At 51.6% G+C, this 20,263-nt stretch carries 22 protein-coding genes and 1 tRNA gene (1 of these 23 cut by a window edge); 9 read left to right on the forward strand and 14 right to left on the reverse strand.

What is annotated here, in order from left to right:
- Window positions 1-21 precede the first annotated feature (21 nt).
- Complete coding sequence (trhO, locus tag OGX80_RS09780; protein WP_115181730.1) at window positions 22-1,074, reverse strand: oxygen-dependent tRNA uridine(34) hydroxylase TrhO; 1,053 nt, start codon at window positions 1,072-1,074, stop codon at window positions 22-24.
- Window positions 1,075-1,292: 218 nt separating this feature from the next.
- On the opposite strand from trhO, the gene OGX80_RS09785 reads away from it, so the two are divergent.
- The 3 genes from OGX80_RS09785 (at window position 1,293) to OGX80_RS09795 (ending at window position 4,053) form a co-directional block, all read left to right on the forward strand.
- Window positions 1,293-2,213, forward strand: a complete 921-nt coding sequence (locus OGX80_RS09785; protein ID WP_047457570.1) for a Kdo(2)-lipid IV(A) acyltransferase — start codon at window positions 1,293-1,295, stop codon at window positions 2,211-2,213.
- Between the two features lie 163 nt (window positions 2,214-2,376).
- On the forward strand, window positions 2,377-3,597 hold the full coding sequence (gene mdtG, locus OGX80_RS09790) for a multidrug efflux MFS transporter MdtG (RefSeq protein ID WP_071258243.1): 1,221 nt from the start codon (window positions 2,377-2,379) through the stop codon (window positions 3,595-3,597).
- Window positions 3,598-3,678: 81 nt separating this feature from the next.
- Entirely contained in the window at window positions 3,679-4,053 is a 375-nt protein-coding gene (locus tag OGX80_RS09795; RefSeq protein WP_115181731.1) for a MysB family protein, read from the forward strand.
- On the opposite strand, the gene OGX80_RS09800 is transcribed toward OGX80_RS09795, so the two are convergent.
- The 3 genes from OGX80_RS09800 to mdoG all read right to left on the reverse strand — a co-directional run bounded on the left by OGX80_RS09800 (window position 4,054) and on the right by mdoG (window position 8,462).
- Window positions 4,054-4,281 carry a YceK/YidQ family lipoprotein gene (locus OGX80_RS09800; protein ID WP_024130446.1) on the reverse strand — a complete coding sequence of 76 codons (228 nt, stop codon included), beginning with the start codon at window positions 4,279-4,281 and terminating at the stop codon, window positions 4,054-4,056.
- 124 nt (window positions 4,282-4,405) lie between these two features.
- Window positions 4,406-6,934, reverse strand: a complete 2,529-nt coding sequence (mdoH, locus tag OGX80_RS09805) for a glucans biosynthesis glucosyltransferase MdoH (RefSeq protein WP_286471180.1) — start codon at window positions 6,932-6,934, stop codon at window positions 4,406-4,408.
- On the reverse strand, window positions 6,927-8,462 hold the full coding sequence (mdoG, locus tag OGX80_RS09810) for a glucans biosynthesis protein MdoG (protein ID WP_077956924.1): 1,536 nt from the start codon (window positions 8,460-8,462) through the stop codon (window positions 6,927-6,929). Before mdoG ends, mdoH begins: the two co-directional genes overlap by 8 nt.
- Before the next feature lie 271 nt (window positions 8,463-8,733).
- Between mdoG and mdoC the strand changes: the two genes are divergently transcribed.
- The gene (gene mdoC, locus OGX80_RS09815; RefSeq protein WP_012132882.1) at window positions 8,734-9,894 is read left to right on the forward strand and encodes a glucans biosynthesis protein MdoC; all 1,161 of its coding nucleotides are present in this window, start codon (window positions 8,734-8,736) and stop codon (window positions 9,892-9,894) included.
- 18 nt (window positions 9,895-9,912) lie between these two features.
- Here mdoC and OGX80_RS09820 read toward each other — a convergent pair whose 3' ends face one another.
- The 6 genes from OGX80_RS09820 to csgB all read right to left on the reverse strand — a co-directional run bounded on the left by OGX80_RS09820 (window position 9,913) and on the right by csgB (window position 13,791).
- A complete protein-coding gene (locus OGX80_RS09820) occupies window positions 9,913-11,343 on the reverse strand; it encodes a phospholipase D family protein (RefSeq protein ID WP_080975442.1) in 1,431 nt (476 codons plus the stop codon).
- Window positions 11,336-11,869: an O-acetyl-ADP-ribose deacetylase gene (ymdB, locus tag OGX80_RS09825; RefSeq protein ID WP_047457580.1), complete on the reverse strand. Its 534-nt coding sequence runs from the start codon at window positions 11,867-11,869 to the stop codon at window positions 11,336-11,338. The genes OGX80_RS09820 and ymdB overlap by 8 nt, the downstream gene beginning before the upstream one ends.
- Before the next feature lie 97 nt (window positions 11,870-11,966).
- Window positions 11,967-12,290, reverse strand: a complete 324-nt coding sequence (locus tag OGX80_RS09830; RefSeq protein WP_047457582.1) for a YmdA family protein — start codon at window positions 12,288-12,290, stop codon at window positions 11,967-11,969.
- Between the two features lie 156 nt (window positions 12,291-12,446).
- Window positions 12,447-12,779, reverse strand: a complete 333-nt coding sequence (csgC, locus tag OGX80_RS09835; RefSeq protein WP_115181732.1) for a curli assembly chaperone CsgC — start codon at window positions 12,777-12,779, stop codon at window positions 12,447-12,449.
- Between the two features lie 60 nt (window positions 12,780-12,839).
- Window positions 12,840-13,295 carry a curli major subunit CsgA gene (csgA, locus tag OGX80_RS09840; RefSeq protein WP_024130450.1) on the reverse strand — a complete coding sequence of 152 codons (456 nt, stop codon included), beginning with the start codon at window positions 13,293-13,295 and terminating at the stop codon, window positions 12,840-12,842.
- A 40-nt stretch (window positions 13,296-13,335) separates the two neighbouring features.
- Window positions 13,336-13,791 carry a curli minor subunit CsgB gene (gene csgB / locus OGX80_RS09845; protein WP_024130451.1) on the reverse strand — a complete coding sequence of 152 codons (456 nt, stop codon included), beginning with the start codon at window positions 13,789-13,791 and terminating at the stop codon, window positions 13,336-13,338.
- A 769-nt stretch (window positions 13,792-14,560) separates the two neighbouring features.
- Between csgB and csgD the strand changes: the two genes are divergently transcribed.
- From csgD to csgG, 4 genes are read left to right on the forward strand one after another with little or no spacing between them, the layout of a single operon-like run.
- Window positions 14,561-15,211 carry a biofilm master transcriptional regulator CsgD gene (csgD, locus tag OGX80_RS09850; protein WP_012132891.1) on the forward strand — a complete coding sequence of 217 codons (651 nt, stop codon included), beginning with the start codon at window positions 14,561-14,563 and terminating at the stop codon, window positions 15,209-15,211.
- Window positions 15,212-15,215: 4 nt separating this feature from the next.
- Window positions 15,216-15,611 (forward strand): curli production assembly/transport protein CsgE, encoded by a 396-nt coding sequence (gene csgE, locus OGX80_RS09855; protein WP_012132892.1) that lies wholly within the window; start codon window positions 15,216-15,218, stop codon window positions 15,609-15,611.
- Window positions 15,612-15,636: 25 nt separating this feature from the next.
- Entirely contained in the window at window positions 15,637-16,053 is a 417-nt protein-coding gene (gene csgF, locus OGX80_RS09860; RefSeq protein ID WP_012132893.1) for a curli production assembly/transport protein CsgF, read from the forward strand.
- Between the two features lie 26 nt (window positions 16,054-16,079).
- The gene (gene csgG / locus OGX80_RS09865; RefSeq protein ID WP_024130452.1) at window positions 16,080-16,913 is read left to right on the forward strand and encodes a curli production assembly/transport protein CsgG; all 834 of its coding nucleotides are present in this window, start codon (window positions 16,080-16,082) and stop codon (window positions 16,911-16,913) included.
- A gap of 117 nt (window positions 16,914-17,030) precedes the next feature.
- Here the strand turns inward: csgG and OGX80_RS09870 are convergent, their stop codons facing one another.
- The 4 genes from OGX80_RS09870 to ghrA all read right to left on the reverse strand — a co-directional run bounded on the left by OGX80_RS09870 (window position 17,031) and on the right by ghrA (window position 19,955).
- Entirely contained in the window at window positions 17,031-17,513 is a 483-nt protein-coding gene (locus OGX80_RS09870; RefSeq protein WP_065422796.1) for a DUF1097 domain-containing protein, read from the reverse strand.
- A gap of 101 nt (window positions 17,514-17,614) precedes the next feature.
- Complete coding sequence (locus OGX80_RS09875) at window positions 17,615-18,169, reverse strand: TorD/DmsD family molecular chaperone (protein ID WP_012132896.1); 555 nt, start codon at window positions 18,167-18,169, stop codon at window positions 17,615-17,617.
- Between the two features lie 23 nt (window positions 18,170-18,192).
- Window positions 18,193-18,930, reverse strand: coding sequence for a phosphatase (locus OGX80_RS09880; RefSeq protein WP_012132897.1), 738 nt, complete (start codon window positions 18,928-18,930; stop codon window positions 18,193-18,195).
- A gap of 86 nt (window positions 18,931-19,016) precedes the next feature.
- The gene (gene ghrA / locus OGX80_RS09885; RefSeq protein WP_012132898.1) at window positions 19,017-19,955 is read right to left on the reverse strand and encodes a glyoxylate/hydroxypyruvate reductase GhrA; all 939 of its coding nucleotides are present in this window, start codon (window positions 19,953-19,955) and stop codon (window positions 19,017-19,019) included.
- A 235-nt stretch (window positions 19,956-20,190) separates the two neighbouring features.
- Between ghrA and OGX80_RS09890 the strand changes: the two genes are divergently transcribed.
- Window positions 20,191-20,263: transfer RNA gene (locus tag OGX80_RS09890), tRNA-Ser, on the forward strand; it runs 145 nt beyond the window's last position.

Consider the following 20,263-nt stretch of genomic DNA (forward strand, 5'->3'; position numbering starts at 1 on the left):
GTAATGGCGGATGGCGCTACGTTATTCCGCCGGGTCGGGAATGCCCAGTTGGGTATTCAGGCGACCACGCGATTTATTGAAGATTTTATTGCCATTTTCACGGCCAGCGCGGCGACGGCGCTGTTCCTCTTCCGGCAAACTGCTCTCTTCACAGCACAGCTCGCTACAGCAGCCTTTAAACTTCTCGGCGCAAGCCGGGCACTGAATAAACAGCAGATGGCAGCCATCATTTTTACAGTTGGTATGGCTGTCGCACGGTGTGCCGCACTGGTGGCAATGCGCGATAACCTCATCAGAGATCCGCTCTCCCATGCGCTCATCAAACACAAAGTTCTTACCAATGAAACGCACCGGCAGTCCCTGCTCGCGCGCCTTACGCGCGTACTCAATGATGCCGCCCTCAATGTGCCACACTTTGTTAAAACCGTTATGCTTCATCCAGGCGCTGGCTTTTTCACAACGAATACCGCCCGTACAGTACATGACGATTTTCTTGTCTCTATGCTCCTGCATCATTTCAACAGCTTTCGGCAACTGTTCGCGGAACGTGTCAGCCGGAATTTCCAGCGCATTTTCGAAATGCCCCACTTCATATTCGTAGTGGTTACGCATGTCGATAAACACGGCATCAGGATCGTCCAGCATGGCGTTCACTTCCGCCGCTTTCAGGTACTCGCCAACGTCGCTGGCATCAAAATTCGGATCGTCGATACCATCGGCCACAATCCGCTCGCGTACTTTCATACGCAGCACCCAGAAGGACTTACCGTCATCGTCCAGCGCAATATTCAGACGCAAGCCGTTTAATGCGGGATCAAACGCATACAGCTGCTCACGAAACGTCGCGACCTGACTTTGCGGCACGCTGATCTGCGCGTTAATACCTTCACGCGCCAGATAAACGCGACCAAAAACATTCAGCGAAGTAAACATCTGGTACAACACGTCGCGCGTGCTCTGCGGATCGACGATCGTGAAATATTTATAAAAAGAGATAGTCGTGCGCGGCTCCGTTTCAGCTAACATCCGGGCTTTAAGCGCATCGTTCGAAATGCGGTTGTGTAACACTGGCATGGTGTACGTATCCTGCAATCAGTAAAAATGAAATCGGGCGGCATCATAAAGCAAACATCGCCAATTTACATCCACACATTTTGCGCTACATTTCATTCTTCATACTAAGAAATTAACAACAATTGCCGCTTTTATCGTCGTTCTCCAACCACAAATTTTTGCTGTACACGAAAAAATGCGACAATACAGGGAATTGCTCGTTTACAGACAGGATAGAGATGACGAATTTACCTAAGTTCTCCGTTGCGCTACTGCATCCACGTTATTGGTTAACCTGGCTGGGTATTGGTGCTCTTTGGTTGGTCGTGCAATTGCCCTACCCGGTGATTTACAAACTGGGTTGTGCAATGGGACGTCTGGCGTTGCGTTTTATGAAGCGCCGCGCCCGCATCGCCTATCGTAATCTTGAATTGTGCTTTCCGCAGATGAGCGAGCAAGAACGCCACCAGATGGTGGTGAAGAACTTCGAGTCTGTCGGGATGGGCGTGATGGAAACCGGCATGGCCTGGTTCTGGTCCGACCGCCGTATTTCACGCTGGACAGATGTCAGCGGCGTTGAGCATATCCGCGACGTTCAGGCCCGGGAGCGAGGGATTCTGCTGGTTGGCCTGCACTTTCTGACGCTGGAGCTGGGCGCGCGCCAGTTTGGTTTGCAACAGCCTGGCATTGGCGTTTATCGTCCGAATGACAATCCGTTGCTCGACTGGCTACAAACCTGGGGACGTATGCGCTCCAACAAGTCGATGCTCGATCGCAAAGACCTGAAAGGCATGATCAAAGCACTGAAAAAAGGTGAAGTGGTCTGGTATGCGCCGGATCATGACTATGGCCCGCGCGCCAGCGTGTTTGTCCCGCTGTTTGCCGTGGAACAGGCCGCCACCACGTCAGGAACCTGGATGCTCTCCCGGATGTCCAACGCCTGTCTGGTGCCGTTTGTTCCGCGTCGTAAACCCGATGGCAAAGGCTATGAGCTGATTCTCCTGCCGCCGGAATGCTCACCACCGCTGGATGACGCCGAAACCACCGCGGCCTGGATGAACACGATCGTAGAGAAATGCATCATGATGGCGCCCGAGCAATACATGTGGTTGCACCGCCGTTTCAAAACGCGTCCTGAAGGTATGCCCTCCCGTTACTGATTCATCAGGTGCAGCCGGGCGACGGTTGCACCTTCTCATCGCCTCTTTTAGCTTTAAAAGCTACTCACATTGCCGCCCTCAGCAGGCAGGCGCATAATAAGAGAGTATTGCCTTATTTTTATTCTGATGATAGCGCAAACAGCGCATCACACTGCGGATCGCTATGTCACCCTCTGATGTCCCCATAAACTGGAAACGCAATCTCACCGTAGCCTGGCTGGGCTGTTTTTTGACCGGCGCGGCGTTTAGCCTGGTGATGCCATTTTTACCTCTCTACGTTGAGCAGCTCGGCGTAACGGGCCACAGCGCGCTGAATATGTGGTCGGGGCTGGTTTTCAGTATCACCTTCCTGTTTTCCGCTATTGCCTCGCCTTTTTGGGGCGGGCTGGCCGATCGCAAAGGGCGAAAGATCATGCTGCTGCGCTCAGCCCTCGGCATGGCGATGGTTATGCTGCTGATGGGGCTGGCGCAGAACATCTGGCAGTTTCTGATCCTGCGCGCATTGTTAGGCCTGCTCGGCGGATTTGTGCCAAACGCAAATGCGCTTATCGCCACTCAGGTGCCGCGTAATAAGAGCGGCTGGGCGTTAGGAACGCTTTCTACTGGCGGCGTCAGCGGCGCGTTGCTCGGCCCTCTGGCGGGCGGATTGCTTGCCGACCAGTACGGATTACGCCCTGTCTTTTTCATCACCGCCAGCGTGCTGTTGGTCTGTTTCTTACTGACGCTCTTTTTTATTCGCGAGCGTTTTCAGCCTGTCAGCAAAAAGGAGATGTTGCACGTTCGGGAGGTCGTTGGCTCACTAAAAAACCCAAAGCTGGTTTTGAGCCTGTTCGTCACCACGCTGATCATTCAGGTTGCAACCGGATCGATCGCGCCTATTCTGACGTTATATGTGAGAGAGCTAGCCGGTAACGTCAGCAATATCGCATTTATCAGCGGAATGATCGCCTCGGTGCCCGGCGTGGCGGCGTTGCTCAGCGCGCCCCGGCTCGGCAAACTGGGGGATCGCATTGGCCCCGAAAAGATCCTGATTACCGCCCTGATTATCTCTGTCCTGCTGCTGATCCCGATGTCATTCGTACAAACGCCCTGGCAGCTTGGCGTGCTGCGCTTTTTACTTGGCGCGGCGGACGGCGCCCTGCTCCCTGCCGTACAGACTCTGCTGGTCTATAACGCCAGCAATCAGATCGCCGGGCGCATTTTCAGTTACAACCAGTCATTTCGCGATATTGGCAACGTCACAGGCCCGTTAATGGGGGCGGCTATTTCTGCCAGCTACGGTTTTCGCGCCGTGTTTTGCGTCACCGCAGGCGTCGTGTTGTTCAACGCAATTTATTCGTGGAACAGCCTGCGGCGGCGCAGAGAGACCCTCGCGGCAAAATGATTTTTGCGCTTTCATACTTGCAAAACCGGAGAATCAGCTATTCTTTCCCTGAATACCTCATCAAATCAAAGGGAGACAGTGATGACTATGTACGCCACGCTGGAAGAAGCCATTGATGCAGCCCGTGAAGAGTTTCTGGCTGACAACCCGGACCTCGAACAAGATGAAGCCAATGTTCAACAACTCAATATCCAGAAATACGTGCTACAGGATGGCGACATCATGTGGCAAGCCGAGTTTTTTGCCGATGAAGGCGAAGAAGGCGAATGTCTGCCAATGCTGAGTGGCGAAGCGGCGCAAAGCGTCTTTGACGGCGATTATGATGAGATAGAGATTCGTCAGGAGTGGCTGGAAGAGAACACTCTGCATGAGTGGGATGACGGTGAATTTCAGCTTGAGCCGCCTCTGGATACCGAAGAAGGCCAGACTGCGGCGGATGAGTGGGATGAGCGTTAACTACTCATAAGGGCCGTGGTGTATATCCAGCGGCAGCAGCAGCGTATCAAAAACCAGTGAAAACGGCAGATCGAGAACCGTGACATAGCGCCACGCGGAATCCCGGACATCCCACTGCACGCCGGGATAGTATTGATTGCCGTGCCCTTGTCCGGGGATCGTCCTGCTAATGATGCTGCCGCACCCACTCAGAAGTAGCGCCATTACGCCAACCACGATTATTCGCACCGGATACCTCATTCGTCGTTTTGTTCAGTATAAAAAAATACCGGCAGCAGGCCGGTATTTTCAGATAATTGTCAGCGCATATTTGTCGGCCTGATAAACGCCACGTTTATCAGGCCGCTACGGCTTACTTCTTCTGCAACGCCAGTGGGTTCAGATTGATACCCTGATAGTAGTTAACCCACGATGAGTATCTTTCCGGTGAATTCCAGACGCGATAGTGTAAACGCGCCATCGTCACCGGATCGCTCAACAACACCAGACGGCGATCGCGATTCAGTTTTTCCGGCGTTTCATTCAGCGCCTGCTCCACATGGCGGTCGCGCGCAATCTCCAGCACCTTACTGGCGCGGTGACGGGCCGTAGCCATCGCCGTAGCCAGCGCGTTAAACGACGGATTAAACACTGCGTGCATAAAGCCGTCATCCAGCGTGCGATTGCGGTTCATCGCCAGGTATTTGTCAGTATCCACCAGCACCTGCGGCGGGGAATACTCTTCCGGGATGAGGAACAGTTTCCAGCGTTTGGTGCGCAAGCCTACCGTTGAACGGCTGGAAACCACGGACACAAACGGCGACAGGATCAGCGAGAAGACAATCGGCGCCAGCCAGAACAGGAAACGTAAATCCAGCCAGGCCATGCCAACCGCCCATACCAGGCCGAGCAGCAGCTGGGAACCGTGACGCATGAAGGCTTCACCCCACGGAGTAGAGTCATCGTCACGCTGCGGTGAATTCCAGACCACTTCCCAGCCGAGGAATGCGCTCACCACAAACACCGTGTGGAACAACATGCGTACCGGCGCCAGCAGCACAGAAAACAGCACTTCCAGCAGCAGCGACAGCGTTACGCGCACAAATCCGCCATACTCTTTTGTGCCCTTACACCAGATGAGCATAATACTCAGCAGCTTCGGCAGGAACAGCAGCACCATCGTGGATGCAAACAGCGCAATCGCCAGTTCGGGGCGCCACTGCGGCCAGACCGGGAACAGCTGGCGCGGTTGCAGGAAGTATTGCGGTTCGGTCAACGCATGAACTACCTGCAAAGCGGTGGAAAGCGCCAGGAACATAAACCACAGCGGCGCCGACAGGTAAGACATAACCCCCGTCAGGAACACCGCACGGTGAACCGGGTGCATTCCTTTCACCAGGAACAGGCGGAAGTTCATCAGGTTGCCATGACACCAGCGGCGGTCACGCTTAAGTTCATCCAGCAGGTTCGGCGGCAGTTCTTCATACGAACCCGGCAGGTCGTAGGCAATCCAGACGCCCCACCCTGCACGACGCATTAACGCCGCTTCCACGAAGTCGTGCGAGAGGATGGAACCCGCGAACGATCCTTCGCCCGGCAGCGGCGCAAGCGCACAGTGTTCGATGAATGGCTTCACGCGAATAATCGCGTTGTGGCCCCAGTAATGCGATTCGCCTAACTGCCAGAAGTGCAGCCCGGCGGTAAACAGCGAGCCGTACACGCGGGTAGCAAACTGCTGGCAACGTGCATACAGCGTATCCATACCGGACGCTTTCGGCGACGACTGGATGATCCCGGCATTCGGGTTCGCTTCCATCAGACGCACCAGGCCGCTCAGACACTCGCCGGTCATCACCGAGTCAGCGTCCAGCACCACCATGTAGCTGTACTGGTTGCCCCAGCGACGGCAGAAGTCATCGATATTGCCGCTTTTGCGCTTCACACGACGGCGGCGACGGCGATAGAAAATCTGTCCTTCGCCCTGCACTTCAGCAATCAGCTCCATCCACGCTTTTTGTTCCGCCACGCAGATATCGGGGTTGTAGCTATCGCTCAGGATATAGACGTCGAAATGCGCTGCGTTGCCGGTGGCTTTAACCGATTCCCACGTAGCGCGTAGCCCTGCGAACACGCGGTCAACGTCCTCGTTGCAGATAGGCATAATCAACGCGGTACGGTGCTCTGGATTCAGCGGCTCATTTCCCACCGTTGACGCCGAAATACTGTATTTATCGCGGCCAATCAGCAGTTGCAGGAAGCCCATAAGCGCGGTCCAGAACCCCGCAGACACCCAGCAGAACAGCACGGCGAACAGGATCAGGATGCCGGTTTGCAGCACATACGGCAGCAGTTGCATAAAGGAGACCCACAGATCCTGCCCGATCATGTCGGCGGGATTGATGAGCGCCCAGCCCTGGTAAGGAAGAATGGTCTTCATATACCAGGTCGCAACCACCGTCTGCGCCAGCGTCAGCAGCAACAGGATGTAGCGGCGGATTGTCCCGACGGTACGCCATTTTTGCTCGTTCTCCTGCTCTTCTTTCGTCAGGCGGGAGAGATAACGCGGCGTCACGTCCCGGCCGCGCAAGCGGTCCCAGAAACGACCCAGCGGGTTGGTGCGCCAGGGATCGGGGAACATAGAAGAACGCGTCGCTTTCGGCATTGCCTGCAACTGATCGCGTCCCTCATCATCCTTAATCAGTTGCCCTTCGGCCAGCGAATCCGGCCAGGCCTGCTCAAGGCGCGCTTTAACAGATCCCTGCGGTGAATCGTCTTCTCGCGAGTAAGCTCGATGCTCAACATCCAGCGCCTCATGGACGGCGCGGATGTCCGTTTTCGGCAGCGCCGCTTTCTCAATGTCTGAAAGCGGCATTGCGTCAATATACTCAGTTGTCTTATTCATTGGCAGGTAACTGGTAGCTCCAGGTTTCACTCAACGGCTGATCGGCATTCACCAACGCAGCACGCATTTCAGTGGTTTTCTTCGCGTCTTTCACTTTTACGCGCAGCGTCAAACGCCAGCCTTTCGTCACCGGGTTATAACGCACTGAGTTCTCAACGATTTCGCCGTTATCGCCAATACTGGTTTGCGCCGTGACAGGGGTATCCTGCGGCAGCTTTTTCATATCTGTGCCGACAAAATCCACGACGAAGGCGATGGTGCCGTCAGGCTGGCGAATCAGGTTAGACTGTTTGACATCGCCCGTAGAGCGACGCGTCTGCTGAACCCAGGCATTCTCCGGCGCATGAAGTTTCTCTTCATCGCGGGTAAACGTCATGGTGTACTTGAAGTTCATCTCTTTGCCTGCTTCAGGCAGTTGATCCGGCGTCCAGTAGGCCACGATGTTATCGTTAGTTTCATCGTTGGTCGGAATTTCCACCAGTTCGATTTTCCCTTTGCCCCACTCGCCTTTCGGCGTGATCCAGGCGCTTGGGCGCAGGTCATAGCGATCGTCTAAATCTTCAAAGCGCGAGAACTGGCGGCCGCGTTGCAGCAAGCCGAACCCTTGCGGGTTTTCCATCGCATAGCTGCTCACCGCGAGATGTTTCGGGTTATTCAGCGGGCGCCAGATCCATTCACCGTTGCCCGCATGGATAGACAACCCGTTAGAGTCGTGCAATTCCGGGCGATAGTTGGTTGCCGGAGACGGCTGGTTCGGCCCAAACAGGAACATGCTGGTTAACGGCGCAACGCCCAGTTTACCGACTTTATCACGCAGGTAGACTTTCGACTGAACGTCCACCACGGTGTCACGCCCAGGGATGATGACGAAGCGGTATGCCCCGGTCGCACGCGGGGAATCGAGCAACGCATAGATGGTCAAACGTTTGTCAGTCGGTTTTGGACGCTCAATCCAGAACTCGCGAAAGCGGGGAAATTCCTCACCGGAAGGCAGCGCGGTATCAATCGCCAGACCACGCGCGGAAAGGCCATAGACCTGGCCTGCGCCAATGACGCGGAAATAGCTGGCACCGAGCATGCTGACGATTTCATCGTTTTTGTCTTTGCTGTTGATCGGGTACAGCACTTTGAACCCGGCGAAGCCGAGGTCTTTGACGGTGTCTTTATCATGCTGAACATCGCCAAAATTGAAATAGTCCGGGTTGTATTTGATTCTTTTTACCGTCGTCGCGGTAACTTCGTTGATCCTGACCGGTGTGTCGAAGTACATACCCTGGTGGTAGAACTCGAGCTTGAATGGGGTCTTGATATTGCTCCAGTACGCTTTATCACGGTTAAACTGGATCTGCTGATAGTCCGCATATTTCATGTCGCGGAAAACGGAGGGCAAGTTACTTTTCGGCGCCTCATAGCCTTTACCGGCTAAGGATTGAGCTTGTTTTGCAACATCATCGATGGTGAACGCCCAACTCGACGATGTGTACAGCGTTAACATTACCGCCGCGCCCAACCAACGCATTTTCATCATTTGTCGTTTATGTTTCATAATAAGTAAGCACTTCCCCCTTTGTGTGCTTATATCGATCCGATCCATTTTAATGGATAATCAGGCAATCCGACAACTGAATCCCGGCTTTGTTCAGCGCGCTGGCTCATGGATTAAGCAGGTTTTGCTCCTGTTTTCACTTTGCGTGCTTATCCTGGAGACAGGTTGTTGGACTTCGTGTAGGGTTGCCCCCGAATGTAAACATTATTCGTCCCAGGGATAAGACGAAAAGTCTGAGAATATGTATCTATCTATGAATCCAGTACCTCCACAGCGTGAATATTTTCTTGACTCCATCCGCGCCTGGCTGATGTTGTTGGGGATCCCCTTTCATATCTCGTTGATCTATTCAAGCCATACCTGGCATATCAACAGCGCAGAGCCCTCATGGTGGCTGACCCTGTTTAACGATTTTGTCCACGCATTTCGCATGCAGGTCTTTTTTGTTATTTCCGGTTATTTTTCGTACATGTTATTCCTGCGTTATCCATTAAAACGCTGGTGGAAAGTGCGTGTTGAACGCGTAGGTATTCCTATGCTGACGGCCATTCCTTTACTCACCTTGCCGCAATTTATCATGCTGCAATTTGTCAAAGGGAAAACCGAGAACTGGCACACGCTTTCTTTGTATGAGAAATACAATACGCTGGCCTGGGAATTAATTTCTCATCTGTGGTTTTTATTAGTGCTTGTTGTATTAACAACCCTGAGCATGTGGGCATTCAGCCAAATCAAAAAAAGCGCGGAACGCACAACGAAGCCGTTATTCGCCGCCGTTTCGATGACCAAATTGACGCTTATCTTCTTTATCCTTGGCGTCGGTTACGCCGCGCTGAGACGCGCCATTTTTATCATTTATCCCTCTATTCTTAGCGATGGCATGTTCAATTTCGTCGTCATGCAAACGCTGTTTTATCTCCCTTTCTTTATCCTGGGCGCGCTGGCATTCATCAACCCGGCGCTGAAAGCGCTGTTTACCGTACCGTCACGCGGATGCACGCTGGCTGCGGCGCTCGCCTTCGTTGCCTACCTGCTGAACCAGCGTTATGGCAGCGGCGATGCCTGGATGTATGAAACAGAATACGTCATTACCATGCTGATGGGATTGTGGATGGTTAACGTGGTCTTTTCGCTGGGCCACCGTTTACTTAATTTCCAGTCCGCTCGCGTCACCTATTTTGTGAATGCATCGCTTTTCATCTATCTGGTGCATCATCCACTAACGCTGTTTTTCGGCGCGTATATTACGCCGCATATTACGTCGAATCTGCTGGGCTTTTTATGCGGGCTGGTCTTTGTTATCGGTATTGCGCTGGTCCTGTATGAACTGCATTTACGGGTTCCCGTACTGAAATTTTTATTTTCGGGCAAACCCGCGGTTAAACGTGATAACAGCAAGGCTGTCGCCAGTTAAGCTGTCCGCTGAAGGGCGTTAAAGCAGCCATTCGACGGGCAAGACAGACGCCAGTCGCACCAGAACCCGCTTCCAGAATCCTGTGGCGGGTTCTTTTTTCAGTACCACCTCGTCACGCAGGTGGCGATCAACCCAGTTAATCCTTCCCCAACGATCCAGCCGCAGTTGCCAGGCGTCATCACGCTGGCTCTGCATAAAACGGTTATGAATCAGCGTTGCCAGCGTTTCGCTTTCAATCACAAACCCCATTTCGGTATTGAGTAACGTCGATCGGGGATCGAAATTGAGAGAACCGATAAAAACCTTATTCCCGTCAATGCTGAAGGTCTTCGCATGCAGGCTGGAGCCTGAGTTACCGGTTAAACCACGATCGTGAAGTTCAGCCGCATGCCCGTTAGTGGGTTTAAGCTCATAGAGCTCAATGCCGTAGCGCAGAAGTTTTTTACGCCACCGCGCATAGCCCGCATGGACGACCGCCACATCGTTCGCCGCCAGTGAATTGGTAAGAATCGCGATCCTGACCCCTTTTCTCACCAGTTGCAGCAGTTGCGCGACGCCCGCCCGGGTGGGGACAAAATAGGCGGAAATAATGTCGATACGTTCCGTTGGCGACCCCATCACATCGAACAGGCGTTGCGGCAGAAGCGAATGACGCTGCGCTTTCCCCTCGCCTTTTAAAGGATCGTCGCTGAGCAAACGGGTTTTCGCCCATATCAGCGGTAAAGCGCCGCGATCAAGATGGGACATAAAGTGGCTGGTTTTCAGCTTATGCAAATAGCGGCGCGTAATGTCGTCGTTGTACCAGGAATCCGGTAAGTCAATGCGTCGGGTGATTTCCTGCTCAGACAGCGACAACACTTTTTGCAGCGTTGAAACCGATTTGCAATGCCAGTAACGTTCAAAATCATCCGCCACGTCTTTTACGACAGGGCCAATCGCCATCACGTCGAGATCGGAAAACAGCGGCTCTTCACCTGCGCCAAAATAGGCATCGCCAATATTCCGCCCGCCGACAATGGTGACTGCGCCATCTGCCGTATAGCTTTTATTATGCATACGCCGATTAAGCCGGGCAAAGTCGGTTAAATACCCCAGCGCGCGCAGCATACGAAAAGAGAAAGGATTAAACAGGCGCACTTCGATATTGGGGTGGCTATCCAGCAGTTGCAGCGTATCATCAAGCCCCGGCGTGTTGTTATCATCCAGCAGCAGGCGAACATGAACGCCGCGCTTTGCCGCCGCCAATAATATCGAAAACAGCAGGCGCCCGGACATGTCATCCTCCCAGATGTAATACTGCACATCCAGGGTGCGTTCAGCCATTTCTGTTAATCGATAGCGTGCGGCAAAGGCATCCAGGCTGTCATCCAGGGCGAGAATGCCGCATTCGCCGGGATGACGTTCACACAGCGGGGTAACAGCGCGCTCAAGTCGGGTCAACTCACTCATCACCTTGTTGGGTCAGTAATCGCTCGTAAAGTCGGGCAGTTTCTTCATCATAACAGACAAAGTATACCTGCTCAGGTAGCGCGTGGCGGGCAAGAAAATCCGCAACCGTATTGACCGCGATCTCTGCTGCTGCGGGGCGTGGGTAGCCGTAAGCACCGGTGCTGATCGCCGGAAACGCGACAGACCGGTAGCCATTGGCCAGCACCAGTTGCAAACTGTTGAAATAGGCATCCTCCAGGAGCTGGGATTCGTTGTGATCGCCGCCACGCCAGACGGGCCCCACCGTATGGATCACCGCTTTCGCCGGCAGATTGCCTGCCAGAGTAATGACCGCATGTCCTGCCGGGCACTCGCCCTGCTGCTGCCTGACTTTTTTGCAGGCTTCCAGTAGCGCCGGACCCGCTGCACGATGAATCGCGCCGTCAACGCCACCGCCCCCCAGTAATGAAGCGTTGGCAGCATTAACAATCACATCTACCGTGAGTTGGGTTATGTCGCCATGTTGTACATGAATACGCGATTTCATAGATCCCCCTTACCTTAACCTATAGCCTAAGTGTACAGCAGGGCTTTCAATGAAATCGCGTTTTTTAATCGAACGATTTTATCTCTGACAGATGCGTTTATTGGTATTCAATACTCATAATTGCCAGACGTTGTTGCGGATCGAGATAGTTGACTCTCACGGATGCAATTTGTCGAAGGCTTTGCGGGGCAGTTGTAACCTGTTGCAGGGTAAAACGGTTAGTTTTCATCTGGCCATTATTCACGCATGTCATGTCAATATTTTGCTGCCGGGCACTGACCTCACAAGGAGGTTCGACAATCTGACCACGAAAATGAATAACGCCGCCGGTAGTGATTTGTTGAGCTGTAACAGAGGAAGAAAAGAGAATGCAGACGCCAAGGCCTGCTCCGAGGATATTTTTCGAACACAACGCAAACATACAATAGCTCCTCAATGATCAATCATACTTGAAGGATCGGAGTTTTCCTTCCACTGCGACGCTCGCGGTGAACGGAAACGACGTTGTTGCCTCTCTATAATTCATAGAACAGTAATCCATCCCCTGCCACAAACAATCACCAAATAAATCAAATGATTAAGATGATTTCTCAGGAGATGGCCATTGCTGCGACAAATGCAACGACTGCCCGTCGGAAACGGTAACGATAATTTTTACCGAGTCCTCCGGGGAAATATTTAAACTGAGTTTCGTTAAATCAATGGGTTGATTAGCGGGCAAAGAAAGGGTTGTTTTCTGCTGTGTACGGCTTTGCCCTCCTTTCCCATCACGAACGGCAAAAATTTGGACTTCGCACACGCAGGGTTTACTGAGCGTAACCTGGGGGACAATGGTGTAAATTTCACCTTGTTGCGTGGTATTAAATGTAATCTGGCTGGAGAGCGCGGCAAAGAGTAATAGCGTATTCATCATATCCTCACGAAAAAAAACAGGGCTTTCGCCCTGTTTATTATGAGTACCCGACCTGAATCAGTACTGGTTAGCCGTGGCGTTGTTGCCGAAGCCGACCTGAGTAACCGATACCTGGGAGTCGGACGCAGTCTGGTTAACCAGCGCGCCGTTGCGGCCACCAAACTGGCTCACAACGATATCAGAGTTTTTGGCATTCCACTGATCGATAGTCGCGCTGTTTCTGTACCCATTCTGGGTCAGGTCAATGCCGCTGTTGTCAGCGCCCTGGCCTACGTCTGCGCCGTTACCATGACCATATTGTTTGATGGACAGATCTGATTTACGAGCATCGCTTTGCAGAGCAAGAGCAGAGTTTGCGCTACCGTACTGGAAAATACTCAGGGTAGATTCAGGGCCGGAATTATTACCGCCATTATTATGACCGCCGCCACCGCCCCACTGCGGAACAACACCTGCCAGAGCACTGCCAGAAACTACGATTGCTGCGAATGCTGCCACTTTTAAAAGTTTCATGGTAAACCCCCATCGGATTGATTTAAAAGTCGTCATGGTATTAACGTTGCGTAACGCGAATAGCCATGCGCGACTGTCTCTGCACTACAACTGCTGTTTTTTGCGTACCGTACTGCGTAATATCTGCTTTATTACCAGAACCTTTCTGAATAATCATTGCAGTATTACCATAAGAGCCTTGCGATATACTTGCATCATTGGCGTAACCCGCCTGATCAATATATGCAAGGTTATAAGCTCCTGACTGGTCAATCTTCGCCCGGTTATTTCCGCCTTCTTGTGAAATAACAGATAAAAGTTTTGAGCCGTCCTGGCGTGTTTTTGCACTATTATGAGTGCCCTTTTGACCAATAATGGCTGCCTGATTAAATGAAGACTTGCTTAATTCATTTACCGCAAAATTATATTCCGCATTTGCCAGATCATAACTTGTCGCGGCTGCAATCCCAGGCGCACCCAGTATTGTTAACATCATAAATAACAATTTGTTTTTCATGTTGTCACCCTGGACCTGGTCGTACATTACGTTAATTTAAAAGCATTTCAATTTGACTGTTAACGCGATTCGTTTTTTGTTAACGCCGCGTTACGATGAAGAGTATGTCCGTGGAAACATTTTAAATAACTCACCCGCGAGTGGTATTTTGATATTCAGCGTCACACCAAAGTGCTAATTCACTGTTGACTCCACTGTTATTTACGAAAAATTTATTTTCTTATCTGTAGCGGGCTAAACATTTCTGCCAGTGAGAGGGAAAAACCGTTTTCTGCATATCATTATGCGTTTCTCCGGGCATCACACTGCATCGCCGTCACAACTCGTGACAAACATCATTTTTTTCTCACTAAAAATGTCCAGGCGGCCCTGAGTCGAACGTTTTAAAATTAACTTGTCAGACAAACTCAAAAATAATTTTAAATTATGATTTAAAATCAATCAGTTATTATAATTTGTATGATTTTTTAAATCTATGCAATAACAGCAACATGTACAACTTTTCTATCAAATCTAATCTCTAAAAAATCCACACATTAACATATGAATATATAATTTTACATTTTGTTACAAGTTTAACACTTGCTTTAAGGTTTGTAATGACTAGATTGAAATCAGTTGTAGTCCATCTGTTTTAATATTTTTACCCTTTTTGGGTCGATGTTTTATTTCTACACACAGCAGTGCAACATCTGTCAGTACTTCTGGTGCCTCGTATTTTAGCTGAGGCAGCTGTCAGATGTGCGACTAAAAAAAGTGGGGTTTCATCATGTTTAATGAAGTCCATAGTATTCATGGTCATACATTATTGTTGATCACAAAACCATCTTTGCAGGCCACTGCATTATTGCAGCATTTAAAGCAATCACTGGCTGTTACCGGAAAACTACATAATATTCAACGTTCTCTGGATGATATATCCGCCAGCTGCATTGTTTTACTGGATATGATGGAAGCGGATAAAAAAATTATCCATTACTGGCAAGACAATTTGAGTCGGAAAAACAACAATATCAAGACGTTATTGTTGAATACTCCCGACGACTATCCCTTCCGTGATATTGAAAACTGGCCACATATCAATGGTGTGTTTTACGCAACGGAGGATGAAGAACGTGTCGTTAACGGCTTGCAGGGGATCTTGCGAGGCGAATGCTATTTTTCGCAAAAGCTGGCCAGTTACCTGATCACTCATTCAGGGAACTACCGTTACAACAGCACGGAATCAGCGCTTCTCACTCATCGTGAAAAAGAGATCCTCAATAAACTGCGAATCGGCGCCTCAAACATTGAAATCGCCCGCTCGCTTTTTATCAGCGAGAATACGGTAAAAACACATCTTTATAATCTTTTCAAAAAGATAGCTGTTAAAAACCGTACTCAGGCGGTCTCGTGGGCAAACGATAACCTCAGGCGATAAAGCCATGAAACGCTATCTGACCTGGATTGTGGCAGCAGAATTACTGCTTGCCGCAGGGAATCTTCACGCTGCGGAAGTTGAAGTGGAAGTTCCCGGACTCTTAACTGACCATACCGTCTCATCAGTCGGCCACAATTTTTATCGCGCCTTCAGCGACAAATGGGAAAGTGAGTACACAGGCAATTTGACCATCAATGAAAGACCCAGTGCGCGTTGGGGAAGTTGGATTACGATAACGGTAAATCAGGACGTTATATTCCAGACTTTTTTATTCCCAACGAAAAGAGACTTCGAGCGAACCGTTGACTTCGCGCTGGCGCAAACTGAAGAAGCATTAAATCGTCGGCAAATAGATCAAACGCTATTAAGCACGAGTGATTTAGCGCGCGATGAATTCTAAAATATGATTTAGTCTGGAGGCTGCCATGCGTGTCAAACATGCAGTAGTTATGCTCATGCTTATTTCACCATTAAGTTGGGCCGGAAATATGACATTCCAGTTCCGAAATCCTAATTTTGGTGGAAACCCAAATAACGGCGCATTTTTATTAAATAGCGCTCAGGCACAAAACTCTTATAAGGACCCAAGTTATTACGACGACTTCGGGATTGAAACCCCGTCTGCCCTGGATAACTTTACGCAGGCTATTCAATCGCAAATCCTTGGCGGATTGCTGACGAATATTAACACCGGCAAACCAGGCAGAATGGTGACCAATGATTTTATCATTGATATCGCCAACCGGGATGGGCAACTGCGACTTAATGTCACGGACAGGAAAACCGGGAAAACCTCGACGATTGAAGTGTCAGGTTTGCAAACACAGTCAACCGATTTCTAAGCCCCAGCTACCAAAGGACAATAATCATGCAGCGCTTACTTATTTTGGTTGCAGTATGTTTACTGAGCGGATGCTTAACCGCCCCGCCTAAAGAAGCCGCGAAACCGACATTAATGCCTCGTGCGCAAAGCTATAAAGATTTGACGCACCTGCCGATGCCAACGGGTAAGATTTTTGTCTCGGTTTATAATATTCAGGATGAAACGGGCCAGTTTAAGCCTTATCCGGCGAGTAACTTCTCGACTGCTGTTCCGCAGAGCGCCACCGCGATGCTGGTGACCGCGCTGAAAGACTCCCGCTGGTTTATCCCGCTGGAGCGTCAGGGACTGCAAAACCTGCTGAACGAACGCAAAATTATTCGTGCAGCGCAGGAAAACGGCACGGTGGCTATCAATAACCGAATCCCGCTTCAGTCCCTCACCGCCGCGAATATCATGGTGGAAGGGTCGATTATCGGTTACGAAAGCAACGTGAAGTCAGGCGGGGTCGGTGCGCGGTACTTCGGTATCGGTGCGGATACGCAGTATCAGCTTGACCAGATTGCGGTAAACCTGCGCGTGGTTAACGTCAGCACCGGCGAGATCCTCTCTTCGGTCAATACCAGCAAGACCATCCTTTCCTATGAAGTGCAGGCCGGGGTGTTCCGCTTTATTGATTACCAGCGACTGCTGGAAGGTGAAATCGGCTACACCTCTAATGAACCGGTGATGCTGTGTCTGATGTCAGCGATTGAAACGGGCGTTATCTTCCTGATTAACGACGGGATCGATCGCGGCCTGTGGGATTTGCAGAACAAAGCGGAGCGTCAGAACGACATTCTGGTGAAATACCGCCACATGTCCGTACCGCCGGAATCCTGATATTTCACCAACCGTAGAATGCCCGATGGCGCAGGCTTATCGGGCCTACAGCAGGCAGGATAAGTTTGCGCCATCAGGATTGGCATCATATGAACGTGGGGGAAACCTCACGCTTTTTTATTTGCTGACCGCCGTCGGCGAAGAATCTCTTACCCGACGAGACGCCAGCCACAGCCCGCTATTTTTCATCGCATAGCCAAACACGAGTCCCAGCGCCAGCGAAGGCAGAACCAGTCGCCAGTCCCCCTGCCCTGCAAACGTCGCGCATGCGCCGATAAAGGTGCCAGGCACAAAAGAAAGCAACAGCTGCTTCGCCTGAACGCACATCAAAAACGCGACGATTCCCGTCATGACGTAACTGACGATCTCCAGATGCGGAGCCAGCGCGCTGCCGTGAATAATCACCAGCGCCCACACCACGCCGCTCAGGAGCGTACATGCAGAAATCAATAACCCTTTCAGGCCGCCCTGCGGGCAGGCGAAATAGGCCGTACAGCCCAGAAAACCCGCCCAGCTGAGCAGGCCAAAGGAAACGGCCACCCATCCCCAGATACCGGAGAGAATGCCCGTTGTGATTGCAATGGAGATAAGTATGTTCATGCCGCGCATCATAGCAGAAAAGCGGCATACGAATGAGATCACGCACACATTTTATGCAATACAATTAATCACGTTGCATAACAAAGTGACCATGATCACATTTACTCTTCAGCGCCTTCCTGTAACTCATCCCACATTGCGCCGATCGCATCACGCGTCAACGGCGCCATCGTACGCCAGAATGGCGTCGCGGCATGGGCTTCCACTTTGCCAAGGAAAGTACCGCACCAGGGAAGCAGGTATTCAATAAACAGCGTTTCCAGCGCTTCGCTCTCATCTTCAGCAGACTGATCCTCCAGCCAGGAGGCGGCCAGCAGCAGCGTACCGATATGGTCGGCAGGGGTATCCGCCAACGGCATACCGCGAGCGGAAAGAAATGCGCGAACATCAGATTCCTTTGCCCCTTCCACCCAGGCGCTGCGATAAGGCGACACGGCGCACTCGTCGCCGACAAACAGCGCATTGTAGTCCGCCGCCAGTTGGGTCATGTCGCAACTTTTCTGCAACCGCGCCAGAAGCTCATCCTGCTCCAACGGCCAGCTTGCCGACAATTTACCCTCGCGGATCAGCGTAAACAGAGGAACCAGCAGAGGGTCCTGCGGTTGGCGGTAATACAGCGATCCCAGCACACGACACAGGATAGAAAACTCATTCATTGATATATTCCAGTTATCAGCAATTAAAGTTCAGCAAACTCCGGGATCGGCGCCATACCGCGCGATTCCAGAAATCTCAGTAAGCGTCCTGGCGAAACGTTTAAAACGCGTTCTTCCGGGAAATCCACTTCATCCAGGATCTTCCGGCATTCGGCAAATTCACCGAGTGTAAACGCAGTATGGGAATCTGACCCTAACGCTACCCATCCGCCAGCGTCACGCACGGCCGCGGCCACCGCGCGGCAATTATCTTCACTGCCTTTGCGCGAATGCAGGAATGACGAGTTATTGATTTCCAGCGCCACCTGGTATTTAGCCGCCGCCTGCGCAATCGCGGTGATATCGACAGGATACTTTGGGTTGCCCGGATGGCTGATAATATGCACATTTCCGCTGGCCATCGCGGCAATCATCGCCTGGGTATTGGTCTCTTTATCGTGCGGCGCGAAAACCGGTTCATGGAAACCGGCGATAATCACATCCAGCGAGTTCAGCATCGGGCCCGTGCAGTCAATCTCGCCATCGATATTCTTGATGTTGGCTTCAATACCGCGAAGAATGCCCACCCCGTCAACCAGACGCGGCCAGATACGCATGTTGATAAAGTGCCAGTGATGCGGAGCATCGGCCATATCCGGGCCGTGATCGGTAATGGCAAAGAGCTTAATACCTTTGCGTTTCGCTTCGGCAATATAATCGTGCAAGGTACTGTATGCGTGGGTGCTGGCGACGGTATGCATATGCAAGTCAACGGGATACATAACTCACTCCTGTAGTCGTTTTCCGACAAGGATAGCAGGTATCGTCGCCATTTATTAGTCGAAACCCGGCGCTAACCGGGTTGTCATCAGTAGCCGCGAACGCGATCGACCTGACCCGTCACGGATTCGCCGCGTTCCAGATGCGTAATGGTGCGCGAAATATAGTCCACGGCTTCCGCCGGGCGGGTGACGGCGGCAATGTGCGGCGTCATCGCCACGCGAGGGTGTTGCCAGAGCGGACTCTCTTTTGGCAGCGGCTCGCGGCTGAAAACATCCAGCATCGCCCCTTTGAGTTTTTCGCTATTCAACGCGGCAAGCAGATCGTCCTCATTAACATGCACGCCACGCGCCAGGTTAAGCAGGTAAGCGCCATCCCGTAACTGATTGAGCAAGCCGGAATTAATAATGCCCACCGTCTCCGCCGTATTTGGCAGCAGGTTGATCAGCACCCTTGTTTGATTCAGGAATGCGCCTAACTCCTCAGCTCCCGCAAAACTCTCTACGCCAGGCCAGGATTTACGGCTACGGCTCCAGCAGCGAAGCGGGAATCCCCATGCCTGGAGCGCTTCAGCGACTTTGGCGCCCAGCACCCCCGCCCCCATAATACCGACGGTGAATTCATCGCGATCATATTCCGGCAGCGGCTGCCATGTTGACTGGTTTTTCAGCGCCTGATAATCATCGAAGCGGCGGAACCAATGCAGCACCTGGCTCACGGCATACTCCTGCATTTGCAGGCCCATGCCGGTATCTTCCAGGCGGAACAGCGGGATAGAGGCATCCAGCATTTCCGGGTGCGCTTTGAGCTTACTCAGAATGGAATCCACACCTGCGCCAAGCGCAAATACGGCTTTTAGCTTCCGTCCTTCGAGCATCTCCACCGGCGGATGCCACACGAGCGCATAATCCGCAGGTTCGTTATCACCGGGTTTCCATTCACGAATATTCGCACCGGGAATCGCCTTTGCCAAAGCGTTAAGCCACCAGGCCGTATCGAAGGTCGGGTGATAGAACATTATCTCCATGTTGACTCCTGAGTGTTGTTGTGCGGAATTTACTCGCACTTATTATCATCATTTTCATAGGGATCATCAGCATAACAAATTTAGAGATGCTGGCAAAAAAAGCAGTTTCCGCTTATTTAAACTGCATGTTGATTGAAGTTTGTGTAATTGCACGATTTTTTAGAAAAGGTGATTGACGCCGGGGGCGTATTTCCCTAAATTAGCGCCCGTTCCAGCAACACTGGAACGACAATATGGTGAGGTGTCCGAGTGGCTGAAGGAGCACGCCTGGAAAGTGTGTATACGGCAACGTATCGGGGGTTCGAATC

Origin of the sequence: Citrobacter sp. CK194 (assembly GCF_030333395.1) — a bacterium.
GTDB classification, from domain to species: domain Bacteria; phylum Pseudomonadota; class Gammaproteobacteria; order Enterobacterales; family Enterobacteriaceae; genus Citrobacter_B; species Citrobacter_B koseri.

Bases quoted from the DNA above. Each gene is read 5' to 3' on its own strand.
- csgC (WP_115181732.1), bottom strand. From the start codon at position 12,779: ATGAATACGCTATTACTCTTTGCCGCGCTCTCCAGCCAGATTACATTT.
- csgD (WP_012132891.1), top strand. From the start codon at position 14,561: ATGTTTAATGAAGTCCATAGTATTCATGGTCATACATTATTGTTGATC.
- OGX80_RS09820 (WP_080975442.1), bottom strand. From the start codon at position 11,343: ATGAGTGAGTTGACCCGACTTGAGCGCGCTGTTACCCCGCTGTGTGAA.
- OGX80_RS09875 (WP_012132896.1), bottom strand. From the start codon at position 18,169: ATGAATGAGTTTTCTATCCTGTGTCGTGTGCTGGGATCGCTGTATTAC.
- OGX80_RS09785 (WP_047457570.1), top strand. From the start codon at position 1,293: ATGACGAATTTACCTAAGTTCTCCGTTGCGCTACTGCATCCACGTTAT.
- mdoC (WP_012132882.1), top strand. From the start codon at position 8,734: ATGAATCCAGTACCTCCACAGCGTGAATATTTTCTTGACTCCATCCGC.
- mdoH (WP_286471180.1), bottom strand. From the start codon at position 6,934: ATGAATAAGACAACTGAGTATATTGACGCAATGCCGCTTTCAGACATT.
- csgA (WP_024130450.1), bottom strand. From the start codon at position 13,295: ATGAAACTTTTAAAAGTGGCAGCATTCGCAGCAATCGTAGTTTCTGGC.
- OGX80_RS09870 (WP_065422796.1), bottom strand. From the start codon at position 17,513: ATGAACATACTTATCTCCATTGCAATCACAACGGGCATTCTCTCCGGT.
- OGX80_RS09830 (WP_047457582.1), bottom strand. From the start codon at position 12,290: ATGTTTGCGTTGTGTTCGAAAAATATCCTCGGAGCAGGCCTTGGCGTC.
- csgE (WP_012132892.1), top strand. From the start codon at position 15,216: ATGAAACGCTATCTGACCTGGATTGTGGCAGCAGAATTACTGCTTGCC.
- ghrA (WP_012132898.1), bottom strand. From the start codon at position 19,955: ATGGAGATAATGTTCTATCACCCGACCTTCGATACGGCCTGGTGGCTT.
- csgG (WP_024130452.1), top strand. From the start codon at position 16,080: ATGCAGCGCTTACTTATTTTGGTTGCAGTATGTTTACTGAGCGGATGC.
- OGX80_RS09880 (WP_012132897.1), bottom strand. From the start codon at position 18,930: ATGTATCCCGTTGACTTGCATATGCATACCGTCGCCAGCACCCACGCA.
- mdoG (WP_077956924.1), bottom strand. From the start codon at position 8,462: ATGATGAAAATGCGTTGGTTGGGCGCGGCGGTAATGTTAACGCTGTAC.
- csgB (WP_024130451.1), bottom strand. From the start codon at position 13,791: ATGAAAAACAAATTGTTATTTATGATGTTAACAATACTGGGTGCGCCT.
- trhO (WP_115181730.1), bottom strand. From the start codon at position 1,074: ATGCCAGTGTTACACAACCGCATTTCGAACGATGCGCTTAAAGCCCGG.
- csgF (WP_012132893.1), top strand. From the start codon at position 15,637: ATGCGTGTCAAACATGCAGTAGTTATGCTCATGCTTATTTCACCATTA.
- ymdB (WP_047457580.1), bottom strand. From the start codon at position 11,869: ATGAAATCGCGTATTCATGTACAACATGGCGACATAACCCAACTCACG.
- OGX80_RS09795 (WP_115181731.1), top strand. From the start codon at position 3,679: ATGACTATGTACGCCACGCTGGAAGAAGCCATTGATGCAGCCCGTGAA.
- mdtG (WP_071258243.1), top strand. From the start codon at position 2,377: ATGTCACCCTCTGATGTCCCCATAAACTGGAAACGCAATCTCACCGTA.